The following is a 23,411-nucleotide window of genomic DNA, read 5'->3' on the forward strand; positions in this document are numbered from 1 at the left end:
AGTAAGGTTTTTTGTATTTATTCATTTGCAATATAAGCATTCTTATAAGTATAAATACCACCAAATTGATGCTTTTCAATTCCTCTTACATAATCCTTTTGTACGTAAGCTGAGCCCATTTGATAAAGCGGTGCGACCGCAGCATCCCCTAATAGAATACGCTCGGCCTCTTGCAATGCTTCCCATCTTTTCTTCTGATCTAATACTAGATCGCTTTTCGCTTTCTTTATTAATTCATCGTAGTGACGGTTAGAATAATTCATTTTATTATTTTGATTACCAGTCGTAAATAGTTCTAAATAACTAATTGGGTCTTTATAGTCGGGTCCCCAATTTGCCATAGTTATATCGTAATCACCTGTTTGTTCTAACTGTAATTTTTGCTTAAATGGCTGTTGTTTAATTTGTATCGTTAATCCTTGTAAATTCTTTTCTAAATCACCTTTTATATATTCTGCCATACGTTTTGCGTTATCTTGTTCAAACGTTAAAAACTCGAGGTTTACTTGTTCTACTCCAAGCTCTTTTTTCGCTTCTTCCCAAATTTTTTTCGCACTTTGTACATCATATAAAGAAAGGTTTCCGTTTTCTTCCCTAAAATCTTTTCCCGTTTCTTCATTGATATGCCCAACTGGTACTAGCCCAGTTGCAGGTTTTGCTCCGTTATTAATAAAATGAGCAACGAAATCCTCTTTATTTAACGCGAATGAAATAGCCTGTCGCACTTTCTTATTTGCTAACGCACTATTTTTTTCATTAAAACGTAGCATAGCAATTGCAGGTTCGCTCGACATATGTAACTCCTTATCCCCTTTATACTTGTCTACAAATTGAGAATTAATAGGCACCCGGTCCAAATTACCAGCTTCGTATAAATTAACAGCGGTCATTGTATCCTTTACAATTTGAAAGTTTATCTCGTCTAATTTCACTTTCTTTTCATCCCAATATGTAGCATTTTTCTTTAATTGAAACTCTTGTTCATGCTTCCATTTCTCTAATACAAATGGCCCATTATATATGAGATTACTAGGTTCCAATGCATAATTCTTGCCTTGTTCTTTCAAAAATGATTCATGCTGCGGTAAGTAAATAGGTAGCGCTAACAACTGTAAAAAATACGGGATTGGCTGTTCAAGTTCCACTTCCAATTTATAATCATTTATAACTTTAACCCCAAGTTCAGCAAGAGGCACTGTTCCCTTATTTATCTCTTTTGCATTTTTCACGTAAAAAAGCATATACGCATATTGAGACGCTGTTTCAGGATTAATTGCACGTTTCCATGCAAACATAAAATCATTTGCTGTCACACTGTCTCCATTTGACCATTTTGCATCTTTACGCAAATCAAATGTATATTTTTTACCATCTTCACTTCTTTTAAACGATTTTGCTACTGCTGGAATCGGCTGATCTTGATCATCTAATACATACAACCCTTCAAATATGTTCTGCATAACGTGCGCTGACGTACCATCCATCGTTTTCGCTGTATCAAGAGAAGGAATTTCTTCTGATACTGTTACATTTAATACTTGTTTTTTTGCCTCTTTATCACTTTTATTTTCCTTATTATTACAAGCTGTTAATAATAAAGATGTAACAAGTGCCATTACCATTAAATGGCTCTTTTTTCGCTTCATGAGTTGTTCTCCTTAAATATAAAATATTATAAAGCGTTATATATTATAGCAGAAATATGAACAGAAAGATGCGACATTCTTTTGAATAATTATTCGTTCAAGAAAAAAATTATCCTTTAAATGAAGTGACCCCTGAAAGCGGGACACCACTTAAAACACCTAAACCACTTGTTCCCTAAATTCTTTAGGGGATAGGTGTTGAATTCGCACACATTTGTAGTAATGAATGTATTCTAGCACAATCTTTCACACAGTTGTGTTAGATACTTTTGTTATCTTTTGTGAATAGAAAGTTTCACTTTTTAAATGACCAAAGACGCTTTCCATGATGGCATTATCATGGAAATTTCCTCTCCGGGACATGCTGGTGATAATGCCGTTTTCTTTGGCATACGCTTGAAATTCTTTTGCTGTATAAATATTTCCTTGATCCGAGTGAAGAAGGACATCTTTTACTTTTCGCCCTCTCATTGCTTGTTTCAATGTTTTCATCGCTAATGTCAGCGCTTGAGACTCACTGATGACATAACTAATAATTTCACCATTAAAGGCATCCATAATCGTTGATAAATACAAGGTACGCTCTCCTAATAATAGATACGTCACATCCGTAAACCTCTTTTGCTTTTGTGCGGATGCATCAAATTGGCGTTCCAATCGATGAGGGGCTACCACTGGTTCCGCACCATTGATATATTTCTTTTTCTTCCGACGAACTTTTGAGGGAATATGATTCTGTCTCATAATTCGTAATACTTTTTTATGATTCACACACAGCCCCATTTTTCGGAGAGTAGCGGTCACTCTTCGATATCCATATCGAAATTTATGCTGGTGACAAACATCCTTTATTTTCTCTTCTATTTCATCTCTCAGGTCCTCGGTTCGTTGTAACCAACGATAAAATGTAGAACGGGGTAATTCTAATATATTACACAATTCTTTTACCGTTAGTTTTGTTCTTAAATCGTTCCATAAAGTAACTACAGTTTCTGGGTTCAACTCCTTTCTATTTCCAGATACTTTCCCCATATAAGTAATTTAGTTTTTAACTGTTTATTTTCTAACCGTAGCTGTTCCAATTCATTTAACTCTTTTGGCCCTTTTCCATAAGAATATTGTTTTCCTACAGATTATTGAAAACGATACGTTTGACCGGTGCGATACCACTTCATCCATGTCTTAATTTGGGAAACATTTTTAATTCCGAGTTTCTCCATAATTGCACGATCTGAATAACTGTCTTTCTTCATTTCAATAACTTTCCACTTTGTTTCTTCTGGGTAATGAACTCTTGTCTTCAAACGAAAAACATCTCCAATGAATTTGCATACTTTGAAGTGCCCCAATGAAATAAGACAAGGAAAAAACACCCCTTATACCGTATTAAATTTAAATACGGTATAAGAGGTGTTTCTTTTACGGGAACGAGAAAATCTTATTCAGAAGAAATTAAATGGAAAGCAATCGAGCTGAAAAAACAAGAATACACAAATAAAGAAATTATGGAACAATTAGGAATTAAAAATAAAGCACAGATTAAAACTTGGATGAAGTGGCATCGTGAAGGTGAAACGTATCGTTTTAGTCGCCCTGTAGGAAAACAAAGTACGCTACAAAAGGCTAGTGAAGAAGGTATAACTAAAATCGAGAAGCTTCAGATAGAGAATCGGAGATTAAAAATGCAACTAGATATTTTAAAAAAGTACCAAGAAATCGAGAGGAGTTGGTTAAAGAAGTAGTTGTAGAAGTAGTGGAGTTAATGAAAGATGAGTACTCCATTAAAGAGATATGTATATTAATTGGTATACCTCGTTCTACTTATTATCGATGGAAAAATAAAGTGAAAGATGTAAAGAAAGCAAAATTAGAACAGGCTATTTTGACAATTTGTATGACAAATCACTTTCGATATGGACATCGAAAAGTTACTGCTTTATTGAAACGAAAATATAATTATCACCTAAATCGAAAAACTGTACAAAAAATAATGCAAAAGAAAAATTTACAATGTAGGGTTAAAAGAAAGAGAAGAACCTGGATCAATGGAGAAAGTAGAATTGTTGTAGAGAATCTCTTAAATAGAAACTTTCAAGCTAACAAGCCAAATGAAAAATGGGTTACAGACATTACATATTTGCTATTTGGTACAGAGATGTTGTATTTATCAAGTATTATGGATTTATATAACAATGAAATCATTGCATATGAAATAAGTAACAGACAAGACGTAACACTCGTCTTAAGAACAGTTGAGAAGGCGATAAAACTGTAACAAAAGACTCAAATTATACTACATAGTGATCAAGGGGCCGTGTATACCTCCTACGCTTTCCAAACGTTATCTAAAAAAAATGGCATTACCACAAATATGTCCCGTAAAGGAAATTGTCATGATAATGCCGTAATAGAATCTTTTCGTTCCTCATTGAAATCTGAATTGTTTTATTCCCAAGAAAAACAAATACATTCAACTTCTACTCTCAAACAACCCATTCACGATTACATTGAGTATTATAATACGGAACGTATTCAAGAAAAGTTAAACTACCTGTCTCCTATAGAATACAAGAAGCAGGTAGCATAGGTGTTTTTTTCATGTACCAAATTCGTGGGTCAGTTCACTTAGTATGCGAATTCAGGAGGTGTTTTTTTCATGTACCACTATTCAGGTTCACTTCAAAAAAAGGATAGCTTTTTCTAAAGTATTTAGAAACTTTTTTGATTTTATCAAAAGAAAAACATATAAAAGAATAGGATGGATTCACGGACTTCTATTACAACAAGCGCAGAGTAATATATCCTAGTTTAAACGATGCGCTTGGTTTCATCACTAACAATATCTATCTCTTTAAGTTTATAGAACTCAATAGCCATATTAATCTTTAGTTAACTTAAAAATATAAATCACATCAATTTCGTAGTTTAATTATGGGTAGCAGATATTAAATTTCATCATCTAGGTTCATATCCACTTCTAATACTGTTGTAGTTTCCTATTTAGCAACACAATATCCAAATTTTTTTAACAGATAAAGACTATTAAGAGATAATAGTCTTTATCTGTTAAATTAACTCTAAGATTTTATTAATTATTTGACTTATTTCTCTGTATCCACTGTATTGTTTTTTCTACGTCTATTTCTGAAGAAGGATTATTTCCATATCGGATGGATTCATAAATAGGGATAATATCATTGGTTCTAGAAATTCTATTTAACCATTGCTGTATGGACTCGTGAGAACGCCGTTTTTCATGTAATTGCAAGGTTTTTTCCCATTCAATCAATTTTATTCGCACCGGATCAGTAGGAAGTTGATATAATGGCTTATTAATAATCCCTCCCTTTTTTTCTGTATTAATTTTTTGGTTACTTATATTATATGTTTTGGGCTGGTTCTTTTTTGGGCGGATTTTTTGTCTAACATATTTATAAATAAAATAAACGATCATTAGAATACAAATGAGATAAAAAACTACAGTAATCCATGTATTGCTAAATAGTGAAATTATAGAATTCAAGAAGTTTTTTTCTTCTGCTATTTTTATTTTTCGATTGATGTGCTTCTTTTGCTCAGTATCAATATGTTTGACATCCTCCATAGGTGTTTCAGGAAGGCCAGTTTCTTCAAATTCCCTTATCGTCTCTTTATACTCTTTCTCGAGTAATTTCTTAAAATAATGTTCTTTAATCACTTTTTGCATGTGTACAACACTAGTGGACATAGTAATCGCACTCATCCAGAAAAAAATAATTATCAAAAATCTTGCACACCACAAGCCAATCTGTATATGCCTTTTACTATTGAACATGACATAAATCCCTTCTTATTCTTTTATCACAACCCATTTTTCACTTCGATTATTTGCTTTCGGAGACGTACCGATAATTAAGGGAATAGCATCTAATTGCTTACGACGAAAACCTGACGTAAAAAAATAAGAAGAAGATACAGGAGTATCCTGTTCTTTAATGGAGGCAAGTACTTTTAGCGTGTTTTGGAACTGCTTTCTGCTATTTCCTAATTTAATGTGTAGCAATCCATTGTGATTTACAGAATTTATCCATAATTCATAAGAACAATCTTGTAATAAAAGTTGCTTACACATACCAGCTGTTATTTCTATTAGTTCCTCTGCATCCTTTCTTATTGACACTCCGTTCTTATTTATTAAATTTAAATAGAGTGCATATTTATCAGATTGTGTTCGTTCGTATTTCTTTGCAGTTATTATTCCTGTTTTTGCCGTTGCACTCCAATGTATAGAGCGGAAATCTTCATTTTCATAATTTTTTATCCCTATTACATTCGTTTCATCGTACAATGGTGAAGATAGAGATTTTCGAAATCCACGCGACCACTCTTTTAATTCTGGTACTTGGATATTAGGTACAGCAGGAAAAATCAAATAAACAGGTGTATCAATTTGACTATACGTTAGATGGCTCATAATGAGACCAAATGGATCAGAAATTACTATTTCAACTTCTTCCCATTTCCCGATTCCTCTTTTCAAGGCTATGGCCTGAATGTCAAATGTTCTTATCTCCTCTCCCTTCATATTGAATTTCATATAGTAATTTGAACCTGTACTTTGATTTTTGTTTAGTGCGTCATGTTTCCAACTTAGTCTATTATCGCATTTAAATCGAAATACTATATTAAATATAGGTAGTATAGTATTATTTGAAATTTTAATTGAACAAATATTTTTTTCTCCTATAAAAGTATTTGGACTACCTTGAATATACTCCCAATGCACATGAGATATTTTACGTACATAAACATGGACAAAAAGTATTAAAAAAATATATAAGAATACAAATGATAAAATCAATAGATTGCTTGAAAATATACATAACACTAAGGCAGCTACTGATACAACTCCTATCATAAGTGGCTCAGCTAATGGAGTGTAAATAAATGTCCGTTTCATTACGAATTCTCCACCGGAACATGAAGACGATTGAGAATTTCATTTATTAGTTCCTCTTTTGTAGTTTTCATTTCACCTTCAATAGTTAAAGTTAATCGATGAGCACATACCGATTTTGCAAGTGCTTGCAAATCATCAGGAGTACAAAAATCTCTTTCTTTTAATAATGCACGAGCCTGAACAGCCCTCATAAATGCTAGAGTACCCCGTGGGCTGACACCAATTTCGATGAGTTCGTGTTTACGTGTCGCCTCAATAATTTCAAGAAGATACTCTTGAACGTCATTCCCCATTAAAACTTCTCTTGCTTGTTGCTGTAAAGCTAAAATTTCTTCGCTTGAAATGACAGAATGTAGGTTTTCTAAAGGATCATTTCTTTGGAATCGCTGCATCATCTCTTTCTCAGCCTCTCTAGTAGGATACCCTTGACGTATAGTTAATAAAAAACGATCTAATTGGGCATCTGGTAAAGGGAATGTCCCTGCTGATTCAAGTGGATTTTGCGTTGCAATAACTAAAAAAGGTTCAGGTAAAGTGTGTGTACTTTTTGCTATAGTAACTGTACGTTCTTCCATAACTTCCAATAACGAAGATTGAGTTCTAGGTACAGCACGATTTATTTCATCTACCAATACTATATTTGTAAATATAGGCCCTAATCTCGTTTTAAATTCTGATTCTTTGACATCAAAAAATTCTAACCCAATCACATCACCTGGTAAGGTATCAGCAGTAAATTGAATTCTTTGAAATTCGGCATCAATACTTTTAGCTAAACTTTTAGCTAAAGATGTTTTCCCCGTTCCAGGAACGTCTTCTAATAAAATATGTCCCTTTGCTATAAGGGCAATAGCCGCTAATTCAATCGACTCGTTTTTACCTACAATTACCCTTGAAATATTGTTGACTATTTTTTGTAATGTACTCATAAAATGCCCACCTATCTATCATCCTATTTTTTGTTTTGCTAAATCTTCCCAAGTCTGTAATTGTAGAGTATCGGTTATGTACCCACGACTGTTAACTATAATTGCTTGCGGAGCGGACCTTATGTTATATAACTGAAAAATTTCAGGAGATACCGAGAAAGATAAGTTATGTTTTTTGAATTTTGAAATGTAACTATCATCTAAGTCTTTATTACTAATAAAGAAAATTTTGACATATTCAAAGTTGTAGGTAGAACTAATTGAATCGACAAATCTTTTGCAAGTTGGACATCCTGATGAAATAAAAATTAGTATTGTATTACTATTGGAATTTGGCCCAACTCTTAATTCTTGCTTAAATTGGTCTTTTAACTTAAATGGTGGTGCAGCCTGTCCAATCTGTAGTTCCTTTCTAAATTTCACATAAGATGAAGTGGCAATTACCCCAGCGAAAAATTTGATTTGGTTGGTAAATTTAAATAATAACACCCCTTGAAATACTACTAAAATTGATAAAAGTATCAAAGCCATTAAGGTTATTGAATTATTCATCGTATCCCCCTTATTTATCATTAGTTGACTCAATTACCTCTATAAAGTCGTTTAAGCTTTTAATAATGTAAAGCATAAATCCAGCTTCAGCTATAACAACAATCCATAAAATAATAAAACCCACAATTAAAAATGTATCCATATATTATTCCCCCTTTGTTATTATGTTTCTAATATTGAGTTTGAAACTATATATGATTTTTATAGTTAAATATATAATGATTGTCAAAATTAAATAGGAATGAAGAAATAGAAATTGGTTATTAAAAGAAAAACTAAATACTTTATAATCAAAATTCAACCAAAGTATAAAAATACTAATTATCATTATTACATTTCGGAATACCAACTTCTTTGATATTTTCCCATTTCCAACAACTCCCCCACAACCACAATCGATATTTGTCCTACCCCTAAATAGATTAATTGTTATCGCTATTGTATACATTAGCAGCAACAACATTGCGAATATTAGGTTGATTTTAAGTAGCAATCCAATCAATAAACAGAGTCCAATTACCAATTCTACTACGCTATCAAACCATGCAAATAATCTATTTGTGGATTCAGGTACTATATTATAGGAATATACAATAGCGTAGTGTTGTTCGAATCTTAATAATTTATATAAACTAGATGTAATGAAAATATATCCAAAAATAAAGCAAGTTATATTAATAATTAGGTTCATAAATTTGCTCCTTTACTGTATCTTCTTTAGGGTCTATATACTTCTCTTTTTGTGAACTATATAAATTGAAATATTCACCATGTAGATTCAATAATTCATTGTGTGTACCCATTTCGACTATGTCCCCGTCCTTCATGACTATAATTCGGTCAGCTAAATGGCATGCATACATTCTATGAGAAATAAAGATTGTGATTTTTCCATTTGATATTTCTTTGAATTTTTCAAATAGATGTGCTTCGGTATTAGGATCTAGTGCAGATGTAGGTTCATCTAAAATAAGTATCGGTGCTGTTTTAATCAATGCTCTTGCAATAGCTATTCTTTGCCATTGCCCACCCGATAAATCTGTACTATTGCCAAATAGCCTTCCCAATTGAGTATTATAACTGTTTGGTAGTTCCGATATTAAACTATGTGATTCTGCAATTTTAGAAGAAGAAATTATGGTGTCTTCGGAAACCTCACAGGAACCTATTGAAATATTTTCTTTAGCAGTTAATTCATATTTAACAAAGTCCTGAAATATAACAGATATATTGCTATATAAACTTTTCTTTTCTATTCTATTTTTATCTATTTTTATCTATTTCATCAAAAAAAATCGTGTTATTTGGAACTTCAAAACTTCCAATTAAGCATTTAATAAGGGTAGATTTCCCAGATCCGTTTTCTCCTACAATCACTAACTTCTCGTTCGGAAGAATATCAAAATTTATATTTTTTATTACCTTTTTTTCTGTTCCAGGGTATGAAAAAGATAAATTTTTAACCTGTATTCCTTTCTGTAGTGCTTTTGGAAACAGTTGTAGTTCATTTGTAATACTAATTTCTTGTTCGTCCTCGTAGCCTAGTAGCTCGTACAAATCGGTTATAAACAAATTTTGTTTATATATATCCGCAAGCATGGTTGCTATGGTATTTATTGAGATTTGTGCAATTTGTACCGCACTATTTATTGAGACGAAATCTCCAATTTTTATTGATTTTCTAAAAATAAAAAATAGCAATAAAATTACTGTACCCATACTAATTATGTGATTAATAGAATTAAACAAGATTAATTTATTTTGCTGCCTATTAACTTGCATTAAAATATCGTTATTATTTGCTTTTAATGATTTAGACCATTTTTGAATTAAAAATTCATGTGTTTGATTTAAACGTAATTCACGATTCGCTTGGCGATTTACTAATAATGAAAAGATATAATTTTGTTCGCGTGCTTTTGGTGTTTGGAATTTCATCAAAAAGTAATTTTGTTCTCCAAATTTCTTTTGCATAATAAACAGCGGGATAGCTGAGATTATACTTAAAAAAAGAAACAGCCAATGAAATTGTATCAAAAATATAAGGGTGGACACTAAAGTAATACTATTTCTTGTGATTTCTATAATTTTCAATATAGGATCTAAAAATTTATTTCCTATATCCCCCTGAACTCTTTGGAGATGATCATAAAACTTATTATCTTCAAAATATTGATACTTTACCTTTAACACTTTATTTGCAACTATTTTTTTAATTTTATAGTCTATTTTTTGCTCTAATTTTATATTTATCGTTATCTTATACTTATCTAGAATAGTAGAGGTTAAATTAATTAAAAGCTGTAGAATCAAATAGATAATCACATTGGAGATTACTTTATCATTAGAAGTAAATAATTGTTGAATCGTATTTAGTAATTTTTGAGTAATAATTAACGTAAATAAAGGTAATATCCCTTGGAATATATTTATTAATAGAATACAGATTAGTTCTATTCTAGCTGCAGACCATACTAACTTACTAGACTTTAAAAGATATTCAATCCGCATAGTCCACCTCCTTTTTATGAAAATTTTAAAAATTACAAATTTTGTTTTATTCCAAATTATAACATGTTATAATTTGGAATAAAAAGAGGGGAGAATGATATGTTATTAGGTGCTATTTTATGTGATTGTAGTAGAACTTTTTGCAGTCCAGATACATATTGTGGGACAAGTGGTAACCCACATCCATATGTAGGGACAGGAAAAAGGTATGTTTGGGACTGTAAAACTGGAGCTGACTGCGGTTCGAATCAAACCGGTTCTAAATGTAATTGTAAACTTTAAAATCAAAACAATGGATTAGTTTATAAACTAATCCATTGTTTTATGTTGACTTATTGGGGGAATGTAAATGTTTTACTTTGTACTGTTTATTCTAACATTAGTGATATTTGTATTTACAAATCTATCCCTTAAAAATTTGCATTCTAAACTACATACAATAAAATCTGCAAAGCAAAATACTATGATTTCTAATAGTCTACCTATTAATTCAATTGCTCCAAACTTTAGTTTGGAAACCCTAACGGGAAATATAGTGACATTAGAAGAGTTACGAGATAAACCCGTTATACTCTTAATTGCTGCTGATACTTGTGATGCTTGTACACTAGACATTATTGAATTTAGAGAAGAAGTTAGAAAGTACGGAGATAATTATAACTTTGTCTTAATTGTTGCAACCTCTGATCCTACTACATTAAATGACATGCAATATGTAGAAGAAACCAACTTACAAGTATTATTAGCCACAATGAATTTTATGAAAGACTATAAAATCTCCATGATTCCTACATTTTTATTTCTTGATGAAAGGGGTACTGTTTTAGGATCTCCATACATAGTAAATCAATTTGATAGATATTATAAACTTCTCGGTAAACCTACAATAACTGCATAACTTCCCACCCATTGTTTTAAAAATATTAAATAAAAATTGATTAAAACTTAATTAATCAAAACAGGTTACAAGTAAAGATATATTACCTTACTTATAACCTGTTTTTGAAACTTCTGCTTATTACCCTCTTATTATACTTTGTTAATTACTATAATTTGACCTGCTATATGCTCATCACACTTTTGAATTTTGGGTTTTAAGATACTTTTCCCTGTATATTAAATGATTTGTTACCGAATTTTCAAATTGTTCACTTAAAATTTGTCGCTGCAATCACACGAAGGAAATGATTCTGCAGAATTAACTCTTCTACTTACACAGATACACGCTACTCACAATCATTTTTTAAGCCCCCCTCATAAAAAATCTATCCTTTCCCTCTTTTTATCAATGTTGGCACCAAAAAGGTTCACACACAAAAACAGGATGTGGAGAAGACTTTCTCTACATCCTGAAAATACCTATCTTTGCAAACCTCGTTTATATCGACTTGCTTCAAATATAATACGCTCTTCATCTAACGTTTTACATTCGCCATTCCAAGCGACATGTTTTCCGTTAATAATTACATCGCTTATATCTTTTCCACTAGCAGCATATACAAGATGCGATAATACTTCATCTGCTGGTTGTAAATGGGGCTTATTAGACGGATCAATTGTAATGAAATCAGCGCACTTTCCAACCTCAAGTGATCCTGTTTGTTTCATGCCGATTACTTCAGCCGCTCCTTTAGTTGCAAGTGTAAGAGCTGTTTCAACCGGTAACGCTGTTGCATCTTGGTGAATACCTTTTTGTAGTAAAGTCGCTATGCGCATTTCTTCAAACATATCTAAATTATTGTTAGATGCAACACTATCTGTTGCAATTCCTACTTTCATTCCTGCTTCTAACATCGCTTTTACATTCGCTATACCAGACCCTAGTTTTAAATTACTATTCGGATTATGAGCTACTCGAACGTCATGTTCCGCTAAAAATGCACGCTCATTGTCATCTAATACTACACCGTGTGCAATCACTGTTGGTCGTTTAAACAATCCGCAACTTGCCGCATATTCTACTGGACGTTTTCCGTACTGCGCTTCAATATCACGTACTTCACGCTCTGTTTCGGAAAGGTGAATATGAACCATCGTTTGATTTTCTACTGCAATACGTGCACACTCTTCTAACAGTTCTGTACTGCATGTATATGGACTATGCGGTGCAACCATCGTAGTTAACATACCACTTTCGTTATAGTAACGCTTCACATATTTCTCAGCTTCTTCAATTGCTTTCTTTTCATCCTCTTTCGTTCCGAAGCTAAATAAAGTTCTTGAAACAGCAGCTCGCATCCCGCTCCTTGATACCGTTTCCATAATTGCATCTTGATCTACTCCAATTGGATTAAACATATCAGAGAAAGATGTTGTACCACTTTTCACCATTTCAAGTAATCCTAATTCCGTACTAGCAACCGCAAGTTCTGGAGTAAATTGACTTTCAAGTGGCCAAATTCTTGTCTCAAGCCACGGCTGTAATAACATATCATCACCAATACCTCTTAAGAGACTCATTACAACGTGTGTATGTGTATTGACAAGCCCTGGTAAAACCCATTTTCCTTTCATGTCAATTACTTCATCTACTTCAAAATCATTAGCGAATTCTCCGCTCTTCACATCTATAATTTGATCATTTTCTACAATGATATATCCATTTTCTATCACTTCATTTTGTTCATTCATCGTTACGATTGTAGCGTTTACATAAGTTGTTTTCAAAAGTATTTCCCCTTTCAACTCTATGAAGTTCCCTTTAATAAGTTACCACCATTATAGTAACTTATTAAAGATTAAGAGTCAAAAGATAATTTCAATTCTTTCGTTATCTTTTTCTTCAACATGCAATATTGTTTTTCATTTGTATCTGCAAATGCTTCTTCTCGATTTGATTCTATATCCATATAATTCAGTTTTTCATTAAATTGAGCCTCTGTAAAATCAAACCTCTGTCCATCTATAAAGTTATAAAAGTGCCACGCCTCTCTTACTTTTGTCTTTTTAATCTCTCCTCCGTATATGTCTTGAACGACCAAAGCCGTTACACCACACTGTCCCTTTGCTGGATTCTCAGTCGTCCACTTTGAACTTGTTTCAATGGACCACGATCTTATTAATGCTTCATATATTCTTTTTCCCTTTACATCATCCACTCTAATCTTCCCCTACTATTAATAGTTTTACACATCATATTTCAAAAGAGGCAGTAAACGATCCTTAAAGACCGTTGATGGTGTCTCTCCGATTAACTGTGCGCCCATTTTCAAGTAATATCCTTTTGCATTCGGATCACTATCAATCGTAAAACTTTTTAAGCCTAGTTCATTTGCTTTTTCTATTACATACTTCCACATTATTTTCCCGTAGCCTTTCCCTTTGTAACGAGGATGAATGTACAGGAAATCGAGAGCTTTATCATTACGTAAAAATGAGAAAAATCCAATCTTCGTATTATCGTTTTCAAAAACATATACAAAATTATTATTTATATACTCTTCTGTAATAGTTAAATCTTCCTTACAGGCAATTATGAATTCTTCACTATAATCCCACGTCGCTTTTGATTGTAGTGCGAGTTCACTTAATTCATTTGCTTCACTTAATAACGCTTCTCTTATCTTCATGATTCTTTCTCCTCACCTTCGATATGTAAACTATTAAAATGATTCGAAAAGTAATTAAAAAACCCTCTTATTTTCATAAATCTTTATTATAATCAGTACGGCCTGTAACAATGTATTTAAAGAAAAAACGCCATCTTTGAAAGTTGGCGTTTTCTTCTTCTAAAATTTTTTTCAAACTCAATCTTTCGTTTTACTATTTCTAACGATACACACCTATACAGTTTCTACTACCGCCTCAAGCATTGTTCCATTTTTAGCATAATTCGTATGCCAAGAAAAAGCTTTTTCTAAAACATGAGGAGTTTGTCCACCTCTCGTTTTAGCTTCTTCGTAATAAGCTCTTAGCTGATCACGATACATTGGATGTGCGCAATTCTCGATAATTAATTCCACTCTTTCTCTTGGGGCCAGTCCTCTTAGATCAACATACCCTTGTTCAGTGACGATAACATCTACATCGTGTTCCGTATGGTCCACATGTGAAACAAAAGGAACGATACTTGAAATGTTGCCACCTTTCGCAATCGATTTCGTAACAAAGATAGCTAGGCGAGCATTTCTCGCAAAATCACCAGAACCACCGATACCATTCATCATTTTTGTGCCTAAAACGTGAGTAGAGTTCACATTTCCGTATATATCTAATTCTAAAGCAGTATTAATCGAGATTAATCCGAGGCGACGAATGATTTCAGGATGATTAGAAATCTCTTGCGGGCGCATCATTAATTTGTCACGATATTTTTCAAAGTTGGAAAATACTTTTTGCATTTTCTCCTCAGAGAGTGTGATTGAACAGCATGAAGCAAAATTGACTTTTCCAGCATCCATAAGATCAAAGACCGCATCTTGTAAAACTTCAGAATACACTTCTAAATCTTCAAACTCCGAATCTAACATTCCATGAAGAACAGCATTAGCCACTGAGCCAATTCCTGATTGTAACGGTGCTAAACGATTTGTTAATCGGCCTACTTCGACTTCTTTTCGAAGGAACTCTATTAAATGCTGTGCCATAATAACAGTTTCTTCATCCGGAGGAACAATTGTCGATGGTGAGTCTAATTGGTTCGTAAACACAATCCCTTTCACCTTTTCAACATCGATTGGAATGCCAATCGTTCCAATTCGATCATCCGTTTTCACAATTGGAATTGGAAGTCTTTCTCCTTGTTTACCTGGTTCATATAAATCATGCAGTCCTTCTAACTGCGTGGATTGAGCCATATTCATTTCAATAATAATGGACTTAGCATTTAAAGAAAACGCTAAAGAATTTCCTATTGAAGTTGTTGGAATAATCATACCATCTTCAGTAATCGCAACCGCTTCCAAAATAGCAAAATCTACATCCATAACGTCAGCGCGAAGTAACTCTGATGTATGAGATAAGTGCTGGTCCACAAATAAAAAATCTCCGTTATTAATTCCTTTTCGCATAGTCGCATCAGCTTGGAAAGGCAATCTTTTCCCTAAAATTCCTGCTTCCGCAAATAATTTATCTACATCAGAACCTAAAGAGGCACCAGTATAAACATTTACTTTAAAAGATGTATCATTCTTAACTCGGTTTACAAGCGCAAATGGGACTGCTTTTACATCACCTGCACGTGTAAACCCACTTAAGCCTAAAGTCATTCCACTTTCAATCCATGAAGCTGCTTCTTCAGGTGTAACTACGCGATCTTTCAGACGTTCATCCCTAATTCTATCCAAATTATTCTCCATATGTAATCCCTCTCCCTATGAATATTCATAATTATTTTACACTTTAACAGTATCTAAATAGGGATTTCAGTATACAATGGCAAAAATTCAGACAAAACAGCGAATCTAGTCTCTAAAGCAGAATAATTTAGAATCCTAGAAGTTTACGAAAATAACTAGCGTATGATTGACTAACTGGAACCCTCTCTCCATTATCCATAGAAAGTAAAAAAGTAGAATGCGTATCAGGATAAATCGCTTGAATATGATTCACATTTACAATAAAGGAACGGTGGCATCTAATAAATGAATCTTTCGGAAGTAAGTATTCGAATTCTTGTAACGAGTATTTATGTGTCCCTGTTAACTCTTCTGCATTTACATACGTCTTTTTATCTTTTGCCTCTAAATACATGACTTTTGAAAAAGAAACCGGAATCCAGCCGTCCGTTGTTTTTAAAGTAACGACTGATTTTCCGTCCGTTAAAGCTGGATAAATGGCTGTCACGCAACCTTCAAGCTTTCCATTGTTTGAGAATGGTACGGCCATACCATGATAAGGAATACCAAAAACATCCCGATTCATAAACTCAGAGGTTTTTTGGTTTGTCACCATTGCTTTATGAGCAATCGTTCCTTCCTTTATAGGATCACCGACACTAATCTTTAAATCAATTCGTTTACTTGGCCGATAGTATATATATTCTTTCGTATTCGATACAGCAATTGAAATTTCATCTGAAAATAATTCCCCAACAACATCTAATAGTAAACCTAATGTTTTATCTTCCATTCTATTAACACCTCATTCGCTATTATACTACTATTATGAATGGCCTCTGTTGCTTTATAAAAAGTTTGATTATTAATTTTATACATTTATCTCCTCATTTGCACAAGGCTTTCTATTTATTTAATTATATAGAATATAACCTACCTTCAAATATGTAAAAACGATATGAACACTACATCAGTAAATACTTGCAACACCTACAAACAAAAAGTCCAAACTATAAACAGTCTGGACTTAGCTTTCATTCTCATTTATTATGTTCTTCTAACCACGAAATCAAATCTTGAAATACTTCTTCTCTATTCACTTCATGGAACATTTCATGTCTTCCATTTTCATATAGACGCAGCGTTACATCTTTTACGCCACATTTTTTATAATTTTCATATACTTCTTTTACACCTTTTCCCATATCTCCAACAGGATCACGATCTCCTGAAAAAATATGTATTGGAAGGTTTTGCGGTGTTTTCTTAAACTCTTCTAGTTTATTTACTTCTAACACACCAGAAAATAATTCTCGATAAAAACTAGTCGTACAAATGAATCCACATAATGGATCCGCAATATATTTATCTACTTGACTGTTATCTGAAGATAACCAATCAAATTTTGTGCGATTTGGTTTAAAGTGCGAATTGAAATTTCCGAAAGATAAAAAGTTTAGCATGGGACTTTTCGTTTTTGCCCCGCGTAATTTCATCTCAATTGTCGCTACTTTATGACCAATGACTCCTAAGAACCCTGGGTTTCCACCAGTTCCTGAAATAAGGAATCCATCATATAGTTCGCCTCTAAGTTGCACAGCTCGTCTTGATAAAAAAGAACCCATGCTATGGCCAAGTAAAAATAACGGGCATGTCTGCTCTTTTCTTACCGTTTCTGATACAAAAATAATATCAGATACAGCCTTACTCCAACCTACATTTGGTTCAAAATGACCATAGTCTTCTTCTCTTTTTACTGTTTTCCCATGGCCTTTATGATCATGCGCATAAACACCATACCCTGCTTGTAATAACGCATCAATAAAGTCTGTATAAACACCTGCATGTTCTGTCATACCGTGCGCAATTTGAATAATCCCTTTTGGTTCACATTCTGGTAACCACTTGCGTAAATAAATTTCTGATTCATCCAATGCCGTAACGAAACTTTCCTGTACGTTCATTTCGTCAGCCCCCAACTCTATTATGTATCTCAAAAATGAATATCTATTCATTATTCTTATTATGTATTATATGCAATTGCTTTCATTATGACAAATGCCTACCTTTTCCGATTAGCTGTCAAACTATTTCTGTTGACGAAACGTCTATAAAACCATATAGTTACTTACATAAAGTAACTATATGGTTTTAGGAGGTTTTTACTATGATGCCATCACTATTTTTAGCACATGGTTCACCAATGCTCGCTATTCAAGATACAGATTATACAAGTTTTTTAAAAACACTTGGAGAAACATATAAACCGAAAGCAATTGTTATTTTCACTGCTCACTGGGAAAGTGAAGTATTAACGATTTCCTCATCAGATAACGAATATGAAACAATTTATGATTTTGGAGGTTTTCCTCCAGAGTTATATGAAATTAAGTATCGTGCAAAAGGTTCTTCTAGCATTGCATCCATGTTAGAAACAAAATTTAAAAACAAAGGTATTCCAGTCCATCATAATATGACGAGAGGTTTAGATCATGGCTCATGGACACTCTTGCATCGCATGTATCCAGAAGCAAATATTCCTGTCGTACAAATATCAGTCAATCCATTCCTTTCTGCAAAAGAACAATTTAAGATTGGAGAAGCATTAAAAGGACTTGGACAAGAAGATATTTTAGTAATCGGTAGCGGTGTTACCGTTCATAACTTACGAGCACTGAAATGGAATCAAACTACACCCGAACAATGGGCAATTGAATTTGATGATTGGATTATAAAACATATGCAGACTAACGATAAAGATGCGTTGTTTAATTGGGAAAACAATGCGCCTCATGCACAATTAGCAGTACCAAGAGCAGAGCATTTTGTTCCTTTATTTATTGCAATGGGAAGTGGCGAGAACAGCGGTGAAGTCATTCACCGTAGTTATGAGCTTGGTACATTAAGTTATCTATGTCTTAAATTTTAAAGAAAAGGATGAAGCATTCATTGCTTCATCCTTTTTTCATTCACTTAGTTAACTAACTTCCAAATGTCGTTTCTCTGATACCTCTTCGTTCTTATTATGAAAATAAACCCAAATACACGCAATAAACAATAGTGATGATGTAGAGAAGAAAACATATTGAAACCCTGCATGTGCTGCAATTTGTCCACCAAGTACTGGTCCAATCATATTTCCTAAAAATTGAAACGATTGATTATATCCAAATATTCGTCCCGTTACATGAGTTGGTGTATGTTGTTTTAGTAGAGTTTGTACGGAAGGTAATAATCCTGCTTGTGCAATACCTAATAAAAATCTAAGAATTAATAGTTGCCAAGCTGAGGTTACAAATGCTTGCGGGATAAAGATAATTCCTGCAGCAAACAACGCTACAACTAACGTTTTTTGAGGACCGATATGATCTGATAATCGTCCTAATCTTGGTGCTGCCAAAATAACAGCTAATCCTGTCGCTGACATAACGGCGCCTGCAATTGTTTCAATATGCGCTGTTTGAGGACCAACTAAATTTTTCACGTACAATGTAACAATTGGCTGAACAGACATATTAGCAAGTTGAATAATAAATGTTGTTACAAACAAACTAATAATTAAATGCTTAGCTGGAACCATCGTCCATACTTTTTTCGTTTGAACTTTTTTTGCTTGAGCAGAGTGATTTTCTTCATGTAGAAAGAAAAAAACGATGAGAAAGGAAAGGAATAAAAAAGCTCCTGTAACAAGAAAAACATGACGCATTCCAATTAACTCAGATAAATAACCTCCAAGTAATGGACCAAGTAAAGAACCGCTCACGCCACCAGTTGAAATTGTAGAAATTGCCCAACCTGAATGCTCTTGCGGAGTTTCTGCTGCAATAAATGTCATCGCTGTTGAAAGGAAACCAGATACTGCTCCCATCAAAAATCTTAGTGCGACTAGTTGATATACATCCGTTACAAACCCCATAAGCGTCATAATAATCGCCATACCAAGGCTAGCACGAATTAGCATCAATTTCCGTCCATGTATATCACCAAGCTTTCCCCATATTGGTGATACGATCGCACCCATTAAAAATGTTACACCAAATGCAAGTCCCGACCACTGTGCAATACTAGAAGTGCCAGTCACCCCTAATTCCTCAATATAAAAAGATAAAAAAGGAATTACTAAACTCATACCGGCTGCAGTGGTAAAACAACCTAGCCAACAAATCATTAAATTTCGTTTCCAGCTGGCCATTTTCACACCTTCTTTCTTTAGATACCCATTCTACACCCTTTCTTATAAAAAGTTTAGTAATTTGCTTTATTTGTAAGATTTACTACAAAACCCGCTATTTTCTAATAAAAATCACTACATTCCCACATTTTTTTCATAATAAAACCAACTCCACCTAAATGAAGTTGGTTAATAATCCATGATCGGTATTAAACGTGCATTACAACATCTCTCATAAAACTCAATTGGGCCCGCTTGCCCAATAATCGCATATTCATAACCCTCTTGCTTCATACTATGTAGACTACAATGTAACAATTGCTTCCCTACACCTTTCACACAATTTTGTTTCGCCGTGCCCATTGGACCAAACAATCCTTTCTTTCCTCTCACTACGTCATAACAAGCGAAACCTACTATCACTTCTTCTTGCTCTGCTATATAAATAGGTAAGTTTTCTTTATATGTACGAAATCCATACTCTATCGAATGTAACCACCGTTCACCAAATTCTGCTTCAACAAAAATTGCTAATTGTTCAAAATCAGAAGCGTTAGCCTTTCTAACAGTACAAGTTAAATCATTATAAATAGGAACAAAACTTTTTAAATCGACTGCTAAATCTCTTGGCTCAGCTATAATACGTAATATATCTCTTTGCATCTGTGCATTTTCAATAACTGGATTTACACGAAATAATGCATATATAACATGTCCTTCATTAATTATTACTTGCTGAAAACGTTCCATACGTTTTTTCGCTATTTGTAAAATTTCTAGCGTCTTATGGGATAATTTATATTGTCCTATTTTTTTATAATCTTGATCCGTTAAATCATATTGTTTTCGTAATGAAAATTTTTCTGAAAAATCCGTACCCATATTACGGAACAAATACATATACAACTCGCCACAAACGCCAGTACCTTCTTTACACATGCCAATAAACAAATGAACTGGTTGAATGATATTACATTCTGCCTCTTCTGCTGCAATCTCCAATATGTTATGCACACGTTTTGTAAATTGAAACTCCTCCATATGTATTTCCATCCTCTACTAATTTACTAACAAACCGTAACCATAAATAATTGAAACAATTACACCCACTACCAATATACCTGGAAGTAAATTTGCCACCTTGATTTTAATAATACTAAGCAAGTTCAATCCAATAGCGGCTATCATAATACCACCTGTAGCTGTCATTTCTACTATAAATTGATTCATTAATTCCTTCGGGACCAAACTATTAATTTGTGTTGCAAAAATTGCAATACCACCCTCATATAAAATAACGGGAATCGCTGAAAATACTACGCCAATTCCTAAAGTTGTCGTTAATATAATAGAAATGAATCCATCGATAATTGCCTTTGTAAATAAAATATCATGATTTCCGCGAATCCCACTGTCGAGTGCACCAAGTATCCCCATCGCGCCAATTGCAAATATTAAAGTAGCTGTTACAAAACCTTCTGATATGCTCCCTTTCCCTTTCGATCCAACTTTATTTTCTAGCCAATCTCCTAACTGTTTTAACTTTCCCTCTAATTGTAACCATTCCCCGATGACGGTACCAATTACTAAACTTAGTATGACAACAAGAAAATTTTCACTTTTCAATGCCATTTGAAGTCCAAGTACAGTAACCGCTAAACCGATTGCGTGCATGATCGTTCCCTTCATACTTTCTGGAATCTTACTAAATAATTTACCTAGTAAAGTACCAAATATAATACAAATCCCATTTACAACTGCTCCTAATATAACCATTTCTCATTCTTCACCCTTCGAATTCTTTATTTCTATATTTTGGTTTATTCATTGATTTACAGGTTATCTATATGTTAACTTAATATTGAGAATATTAACAAATGTTTTTTCAATACATAAACCGCATTTTTTATATCTGTACATAAACCAATTACTTTTTGTAGACTCATTGCTAATTTAATTGCGGGATAAACTCAAAAGGGAAGGTATTTATGAAAACTTTACTAAAACGATTTTTGTTAATAGCCTTTTGCATTACGCCAATTGTTGTATTAATTAACCACTCTTTTACTTCAAAAGCGAAAGACACACCCGATTTCCAAAACAAATCTAGCAAAACTGCTTCAACGAGTGAGAAGAAAATAGAAGACCCAGAAATTACACTCACCTTCTCTGGTGATACAATGTTCGATTGGCAATTACGTCCGGTAATCGAAAAAAACGGGGCTGATTATCCATTCCAGCATGTAAAAGAAGAAATAACAAAAGCTGATATTTCTTTCGTTAATTTAGAGTCAGCATTTACAACGAAAGAAAAGAAAGCTCCTGGACAACTGTTTTGGATTAAAAGTGATCCATCCACGCTTCAAGCGATAAAAAACACTGGATATGACATCGTAAATATTGGGAATAACCATACACTTGATTATGGACAAAATGGATTATTAGACACGATCTCTCACGTAGAAAAATTAAAGTTCCCTTACATTGGAGCCGGAAAAAATGCAAAAGATGCCTATACTGCACGAGAAATGACTGCAAAAGGAAAAAAATTCAAATTCCTTTCATTCGTCCGATTTATGCCTGATTTTACTTGGGTAGCTGATGACAATAAACCTGGCGTTGCGAACGGGTATGATTTAAATCTTGTAACAAAAACAATTAAAGAGCAAAAGAAAGATGCAGATTATTTAATTGTCTATATGCATTGGGGTGTCGAAAAATCAAATCGTCCGGTAGATTATCAAAAACAATATGTAAATAAAATGGTTACAGCAGGAGCCGACGCGATTGTCGGAAGTCATCCACATTGGTTACAAGGGTTTGAGTATTATAATAACGTTCCTGTCGCTTACTCATTAGGAAACTTTTTATTCCCAAGTTATGTGAACGGAAAAAGTGCTGAAACTGGTGTATTAACTTTAACTTTTAAAGGAAAGGATGTCCAAATGTCATTCAATCCTTATATCATCCGTAACAACCAAGTTTCCCCTGTAAATGAGGAAGAAAAGAGAAAAGCTCTCCAATACTTACAAACAATTTCAACTGATGTAGAAATTGATGATACAGGGAAAATAATAAATAAACGCAACTAAACAGTACAAGATCCATTTCTTTGTAACATACATTAGAGAATAGGTGATGAATATGCTAAAAGACTTATTAGAAAATATAAATCTCTTAGAAAATATCTATAAAATCTCTATAGCAATTCTGCTTTTATGTTCCTTTTATTCTGTGAGACTATTAAAAAAAATAAAGCGAGAGAGAAACCTTTCTCCCTTTGAATTTACTATGTATGTAATCATTCGTATTGCCATATTCTTTTGGTTAGCTAGCTTTATTCTTCTTGAATATGGCAATTATTTAGTTTAATTGTAAAAAAGATAG

At 33.2% G+C, this 23,411-nt stretch carries 23 protein-coding genes and 2 pseudogenes; 6 read left to right on the plus strand and 19 right to left on the minus strand.

Annotation, left to right across the window (positions count from 1 at the left end):
• Positions 1-17 precede the first annotated feature (17 nt).
• On the minus strand, positions 18-1,646 hold the full coding sequence (locus ACTFNE_RS13900; protein WP_270704752.1) for a peptide ABC transporter substrate-binding protein: 1,629 nt from the start codon (positions 1,644-1,646) through the stop codon (positions 18-20).
• A 159-nt stretch (positions 1,647-1,805) separates the two neighbouring features.
• Positions 1,806-2,950: pseudogene (locus ACTFNE_RS13905) on the minus strand (IS3 family transposase).
• A 99-nt stretch (positions 2,951-3,049) separates the two neighbouring features.
• Here ACTFNE_RS13905 and ACTFNE_RS13910 point away from each other — a divergent pair.
• Positions 3,050-4,233: pseudogene (locus ACTFNE_RS13910) on the plus strand (IS3 family transposase).
• Between the two features lie 501 nt (positions 4,234-4,734).
• Here ACTFNE_RS13910 and ACTFNE_RS13915 read toward each other — a convergent pair.
• The 8 genes from ACTFNE_RS13915 to ACTFNE_RS13950 form a co-directional block, all read right to left on the minus strand.
• Positions 4,735-5,352: a hypothetical protein gene (locus ACTFNE_RS13915; RefSeq protein WP_439998108.1), complete on the minus strand. Its 618-nt coding sequence runs from the start codon at positions 5,350-5,352 to the stop codon at positions 4,735-4,737.
• A 123-nt stretch (positions 5,353-5,475) separates the two neighbouring features.
• Positions 5,476-6,585 carry a DUF58 domain-containing protein gene (locus tag ACTFNE_RS13920; protein WP_046197691.1) on the minus strand — a complete coding sequence of 370 codons (1,110 nt, stop codon included), beginning with the start codon at positions 6,583-6,585 and terminating at the stop codon, positions 5,476-5,478.
• Entirely contained in the window at positions 6,585-7,514 is a 930-nt protein-coding gene (locus ACTFNE_RS13925; protein WP_046197692.1) for an AAA family ATPase, read from the minus strand. Before ACTFNE_RS13925 ends, ACTFNE_RS13920 begins: the two co-directional genes overlap by 1 nt.
• 18 nt (positions 7,515-7,532) lie before the next feature.
• Entirely contained in the window at positions 7,533-8,066 is a 534-nt protein-coding gene (locus ACTFNE_RS13930) for a TlpA family protein disulfide reductase (protein ID WP_046197693.1), read from the minus strand.
• 10 nt (positions 8,067-8,076) lie between these two features.
• Positions 8,077-8,208: a hypothetical protein gene (locus ACTFNE_RS13935; RefSeq protein WP_002052178.1), complete on the minus strand. Its 132-nt coding sequence runs from the start codon at positions 8,206-8,208 to the stop codon at positions 8,077-8,079.
• 3 nt (positions 8,209-8,211) lie between these two features.
• A complete protein-coding gene (locus tag ACTFNE_RS13940; RefSeq protein ID WP_046197694.1) occupies positions 8,212-8,757 on the minus strand; it encodes a MauE/DoxX family redox-associated membrane protein in 546 nt (181 codons plus the stop codon).
• Positions 8,741-9,343 carry an ATP-binding cassette domain-containing protein gene (locus ACTFNE_RS13945; protein ID WP_333563681.1) on the minus strand — a complete coding sequence of 201 codons (603 nt, stop codon included), beginning with the start codon at positions 9,341-9,343 and terminating at the stop codon, positions 8,741-8,743. The genes ACTFNE_RS13940 and ACTFNE_RS13945 overlap by 17 nt, the downstream gene beginning before the upstream one ends.
• The gene (locus ACTFNE_RS13950; RefSeq protein ID WP_270704754.1) at positions 9,330-10,577 is read right to left on the minus strand and encodes an ABC transporter ATP-binding protein; all 1,248 of its coding nucleotides are present in this window, start codon (positions 10,575-10,577) and stop codon (positions 9,330-9,332) included. The genes ACTFNE_RS13945 and ACTFNE_RS13950 overlap by 14 nt, the downstream gene beginning before the upstream one ends.
• Positions 10,578-10,676: 99 nt before the next feature.
• On the opposite strand from ACTFNE_RS13950, the gene ACTFNE_RS13955 reads away from it, so the two are divergent.
• Positions 10,677-10,859 carry a hypothetical protein gene (locus tag ACTFNE_RS13955; protein WP_046197696.1) on the plus strand — a complete coding sequence of 61 codons (183 nt, stop codon included), beginning with the start codon at positions 10,677-10,679 and terminating at the stop codon, positions 10,857-10,859.
• Between the two features lie 67 nt (positions 10,860-10,926).
• Complete coding sequence (locus ACTFNE_RS13960) at positions 10,927-11,475, plus strand: peroxiredoxin family protein (protein ID WP_046197697.1); 549 nt, start codon at positions 10,927-10,929, stop codon at positions 11,473-11,475.
• Between the two features lie 461 nt (positions 11,476-11,936).
• On the opposite strand, the gene ACTFNE_RS13965 is transcribed toward ACTFNE_RS13960, so the two are convergent.
• The 6 genes from ACTFNE_RS13965 to ACTFNE_RS13990 form a co-directional block, all read right to left on the minus strand.
• Positions 11,937-13,262 carry a bifunctional S-methyl-5'-thioadenosine deaminase/S-adenosylhomocysteine deaminase gene (locus ACTFNE_RS13965; RefSeq protein ID WP_270704756.1) on the minus strand — a complete coding sequence of 442 codons (1,326 nt, stop codon included), beginning with the start codon at positions 13,260-13,262 and terminating at the stop codon, positions 11,937-11,939.
• A gap of 53 nt (positions 13,263-13,315) precedes the next feature.
• Positions 13,316-13,675, minus strand: coding sequence for a YunG family protein (locus ACTFNE_RS13970; protein ID WP_101219010.1), 360 nt, complete (start codon positions 13,673-13,675; stop codon positions 13,316-13,318).
• 27 nt (positions 13,676-13,702) lie between these two features.
• Positions 13,703-14,146: a GNAT family N-acetyltransferase gene (locus ACTFNE_RS13975; RefSeq protein WP_000701904.1), complete on the minus strand. Its 444-nt coding sequence runs from the start codon at positions 14,144-14,146 to the stop codon at positions 13,703-13,705.
• A 213-nt stretch (positions 14,147-14,359) separates the two neighbouring features.
• Positions 14,360-15,874, minus strand: coding sequence for an acetyl-CoA hydrolase/transferase family protein (locus ACTFNE_RS13980; RefSeq protein WP_000429782.1), 1,515 nt, complete (start codon positions 15,872-15,874; stop codon positions 14,360-14,362).
• Positions 15,875-16,001: 127 nt separating this feature from the next.
• On the minus strand, positions 16,002-16,646 hold the full coding sequence (locus ACTFNE_RS13985) for a LytTR family DNA-binding domain-containing protein (protein WP_270704757.1): 645 nt from the start codon (positions 16,644-16,646) through the stop codon (positions 16,002-16,004).
• A gap of 247 nt (positions 16,647-16,893) precedes the next feature.
• A complete protein-coding gene (locus tag ACTFNE_RS13990) occupies positions 16,894-17,817 on the minus strand; it encodes an alpha/beta hydrolase (protein WP_270704759.1) in 924 nt (307 codons plus the stop codon).
• Between the two features lie 203 nt (positions 17,818-18,020).
• On the opposite strand from ACTFNE_RS13990, the gene ACTFNE_RS13995 reads away from it, so the two are divergent.
• Positions 18,021-18,782, plus strand: a complete 762-nt coding sequence (locus tag ACTFNE_RS13995; RefSeq protein WP_270704760.1) for a DODA-type extradiol aromatic ring-opening family dioxygenase — start codon at positions 18,021-18,023, stop codon at positions 18,780-18,782.
• 48 nt (positions 18,783-18,830) lie between these two features.
• On the opposite strand, the gene ACTFNE_RS14000 is transcribed toward ACTFNE_RS13995, so the two are convergent.
• The 3 genes from ACTFNE_RS14000 to ACTFNE_RS14010 form a co-directional block, all read right to left on the minus strand.
• Positions 18,831-20,045: a multidrug efflux MFS transporter gene (locus ACTFNE_RS14000; RefSeq protein WP_000179317.1), complete on the minus strand. Its 1,215-nt coding sequence runs from the start codon at positions 20,043-20,045 to the stop codon at positions 18,831-18,833.
• Between the two features lie 168 nt (positions 20,046-20,213).
• Positions 20,214-21,065, minus strand: coding sequence for a GNAT family N-acetyltransferase (locus ACTFNE_RS14005; protein ID WP_270704761.1), 852 nt, complete (start codon positions 21,063-21,065; stop codon positions 20,214-20,216).
• An 18-nt stretch (positions 21,066-21,083) separates the two neighbouring features.
• Positions 21,084-21,800, minus strand: a complete 717-nt coding sequence (locus ACTFNE_RS14010; RefSeq protein ID WP_270704762.1) for a DUF554 domain-containing protein — start codon at positions 21,798-21,800, stop codon at positions 21,084-21,086.
• Positions 21,801-22,012: 212 nt separating this feature from the next.
• Between ACTFNE_RS14010 and ACTFNE_RS14015 the strand changes: the two genes are divergently transcribed.
• Both ACTFNE_RS14015 and ACTFNE_RS14020 read left to right on the plus strand, forming a co-directional pair.
• Positions 22,013-23,116: a CapA family protein gene (locus ACTFNE_RS14015; RefSeq protein WP_270704763.1), complete on the plus strand. Its 1,104-nt coding sequence runs from the start codon at positions 22,013-22,015 to the stop codon at positions 23,114-23,116.
• A gap of 52 nt (positions 23,117-23,168) precedes the next feature.
• Positions 23,169-23,396 (plus strand): hypothetical protein, encoded by a 228-nt coding sequence (locus ACTFNE_RS14020; protein ID WP_046197704.1) that lies wholly within the window; start codon positions 23,169-23,171, stop codon positions 23,394-23,396.
• The last annotated feature ends 15 nt before the right edge of the window (positions 23,397-23,411 follow it).

Origin of the sequence: Bacillus cereus group sp. MYBKT111-2 (genome assembly GCF_051915205.1) — a bacterium.
Classification (GTDB): Bacteria; Bacillota; Bacilli; order Bacillales; family Bacillaceae_G; genus Bacillus_A; species Bacillus_A paranthracis.

What these genes read in the sequence shown, in the direction of transcription:
- ACTFNE_RS13900 (WP_270704752.1), bottom strand. Translation starts at nt 1,646, where the DNA reads ATGAAGCGAAAAAAGAGCCATTTAATGGTAATGGCACTTGTTACATCT.
- ACTFNE_RS13915 (WP_439998108.1), bottom strand. Translation starts at nt 5,352, where the DNA reads ATGCAAAAAGTGATTAAAGAACATTATTTTAAGAAATTACTCGAGAAA.
- ACTFNE_RS13920 (WP_046197691.1), bottom strand. Translation starts at nt 6,585, where the DNA reads ATGAAACGGACATTTATTTACACTCCATTAGCTGAGCCACTTATGATA.
- ACTFNE_RS13925 (WP_046197692.1), bottom strand. Translation starts at nt 7,514, where the DNA reads ATGAGTACATTACAAAAAATAGTCAACAATATTTCAAGGGTAATTGTA.
- ACTFNE_RS13930 (WP_046197693.1), bottom strand. Translation starts at nt 8,066, where the DNA reads ATGAATAATTCAATAACCTTAATGGCTTTGATACTTTTATCAATTTTA.
- ACTFNE_RS13935 (WP_002052178.1), bottom strand. Translation starts at nt 8,208, where the DNA reads ATGGATACATTTTTAATTGTGGGTTTTATTATTTTATGGATTGTTGTT.
- ACTFNE_RS13940 (WP_046197694.1), bottom strand. Translation starts at nt 8,757, where the DNA reads ATGAACCTAATTATTAATATAACTTGCTTTATTTTTGGATATATTTTC.
- ACTFNE_RS13950 (WP_270704754.1), bottom strand. Translation starts at nt 10,577, where the DNA reads ATGCGGATTGAATATCTTTTAAAGTCTAGTAAGTTAGTATGGTCTGCA.
- ACTFNE_RS13955 (WP_046197696.1), top strand. Translation starts at nt 10,677, where the DNA reads ATGTTATTAGGTGCTATTTTATGTGATTGTAGTAGAACTTTTTGCAGT.
- ACTFNE_RS13960 (WP_046197697.1), top strand. Translation starts at nt 10,927, where the DNA reads ATGTTTTACTTTGTACTGTTTATTCTAACATTAGTGATATTTGTATTT.
- ACTFNE_RS13975 (WP_000701904.1), bottom strand. Translation starts at nt 14,146, where the DNA reads ATGAAGATAAGAGAAGCGTTATTAAGTGAAGCAAATGAATTAAGTGAA.
- ACTFNE_RS13980 (WP_000429782.1), bottom strand. Translation starts at nt 15,874, where the DNA reads ATGGAGAATAATTTGGATAGAATTAGGGATGAACGTCTGAAAGATCGC.
- ACTFNE_RS13985 (WP_270704757.1), bottom strand. Translation starts at nt 16,646, where the DNA reads ATGGAAGATAAAACATTAGGTTTACTATTAGATGTTGTTGGGGAATTA.
- ACTFNE_RS13990 (WP_270704759.1), bottom strand. Translation starts at nt 17,817, where the DNA reads ATGAACGTACAGGAAAGTTTCGTTACGGCATTGGATGAATCAGAAATT.
- ACTFNE_RS13995 (WP_270704760.1), top strand. Translation starts at nt 18,021, where the DNA reads ATGATGCCATCACTATTTTTAGCACATGGTTCACCAATGCTCGCTATT.
- ACTFNE_RS14000 (WP_000179317.1), bottom strand. Translation starts at nt 20,045, where the DNA reads ATGGCCAGCTGGAAACGAAATTTAATGATTTGTTGGCTAGGTTGTTTT.
- ACTFNE_RS14005 (WP_270704761.1), bottom strand. Translation starts at nt 21,065, where the DNA reads ATGGAGGAGTTTCAATTTACAAAACGTGTGCATAACATATTGGAGATT.
- ACTFNE_RS14010 (WP_270704762.1), bottom strand. Translation starts at nt 21,800, where the DNA reads ATGGTTATATTAGGAGCAGTTGTAAATGGGATTTGTATTATATTTGGT.
- ACTFNE_RS14015 (WP_270704763.1), top strand. Translation starts at nt 22,013, where the DNA reads ATGAAAACTTTACTAAAACGATTTTTGTTAATAGCCTTTTGCATTACG.
- ACTFNE_RS14020 (WP_046197704.1), top strand. Translation starts at nt 23,169, where the DNA reads ATGCTAAAAGACTTATTAGAAAATATAAATCTCTTAGAAAATATCTAT.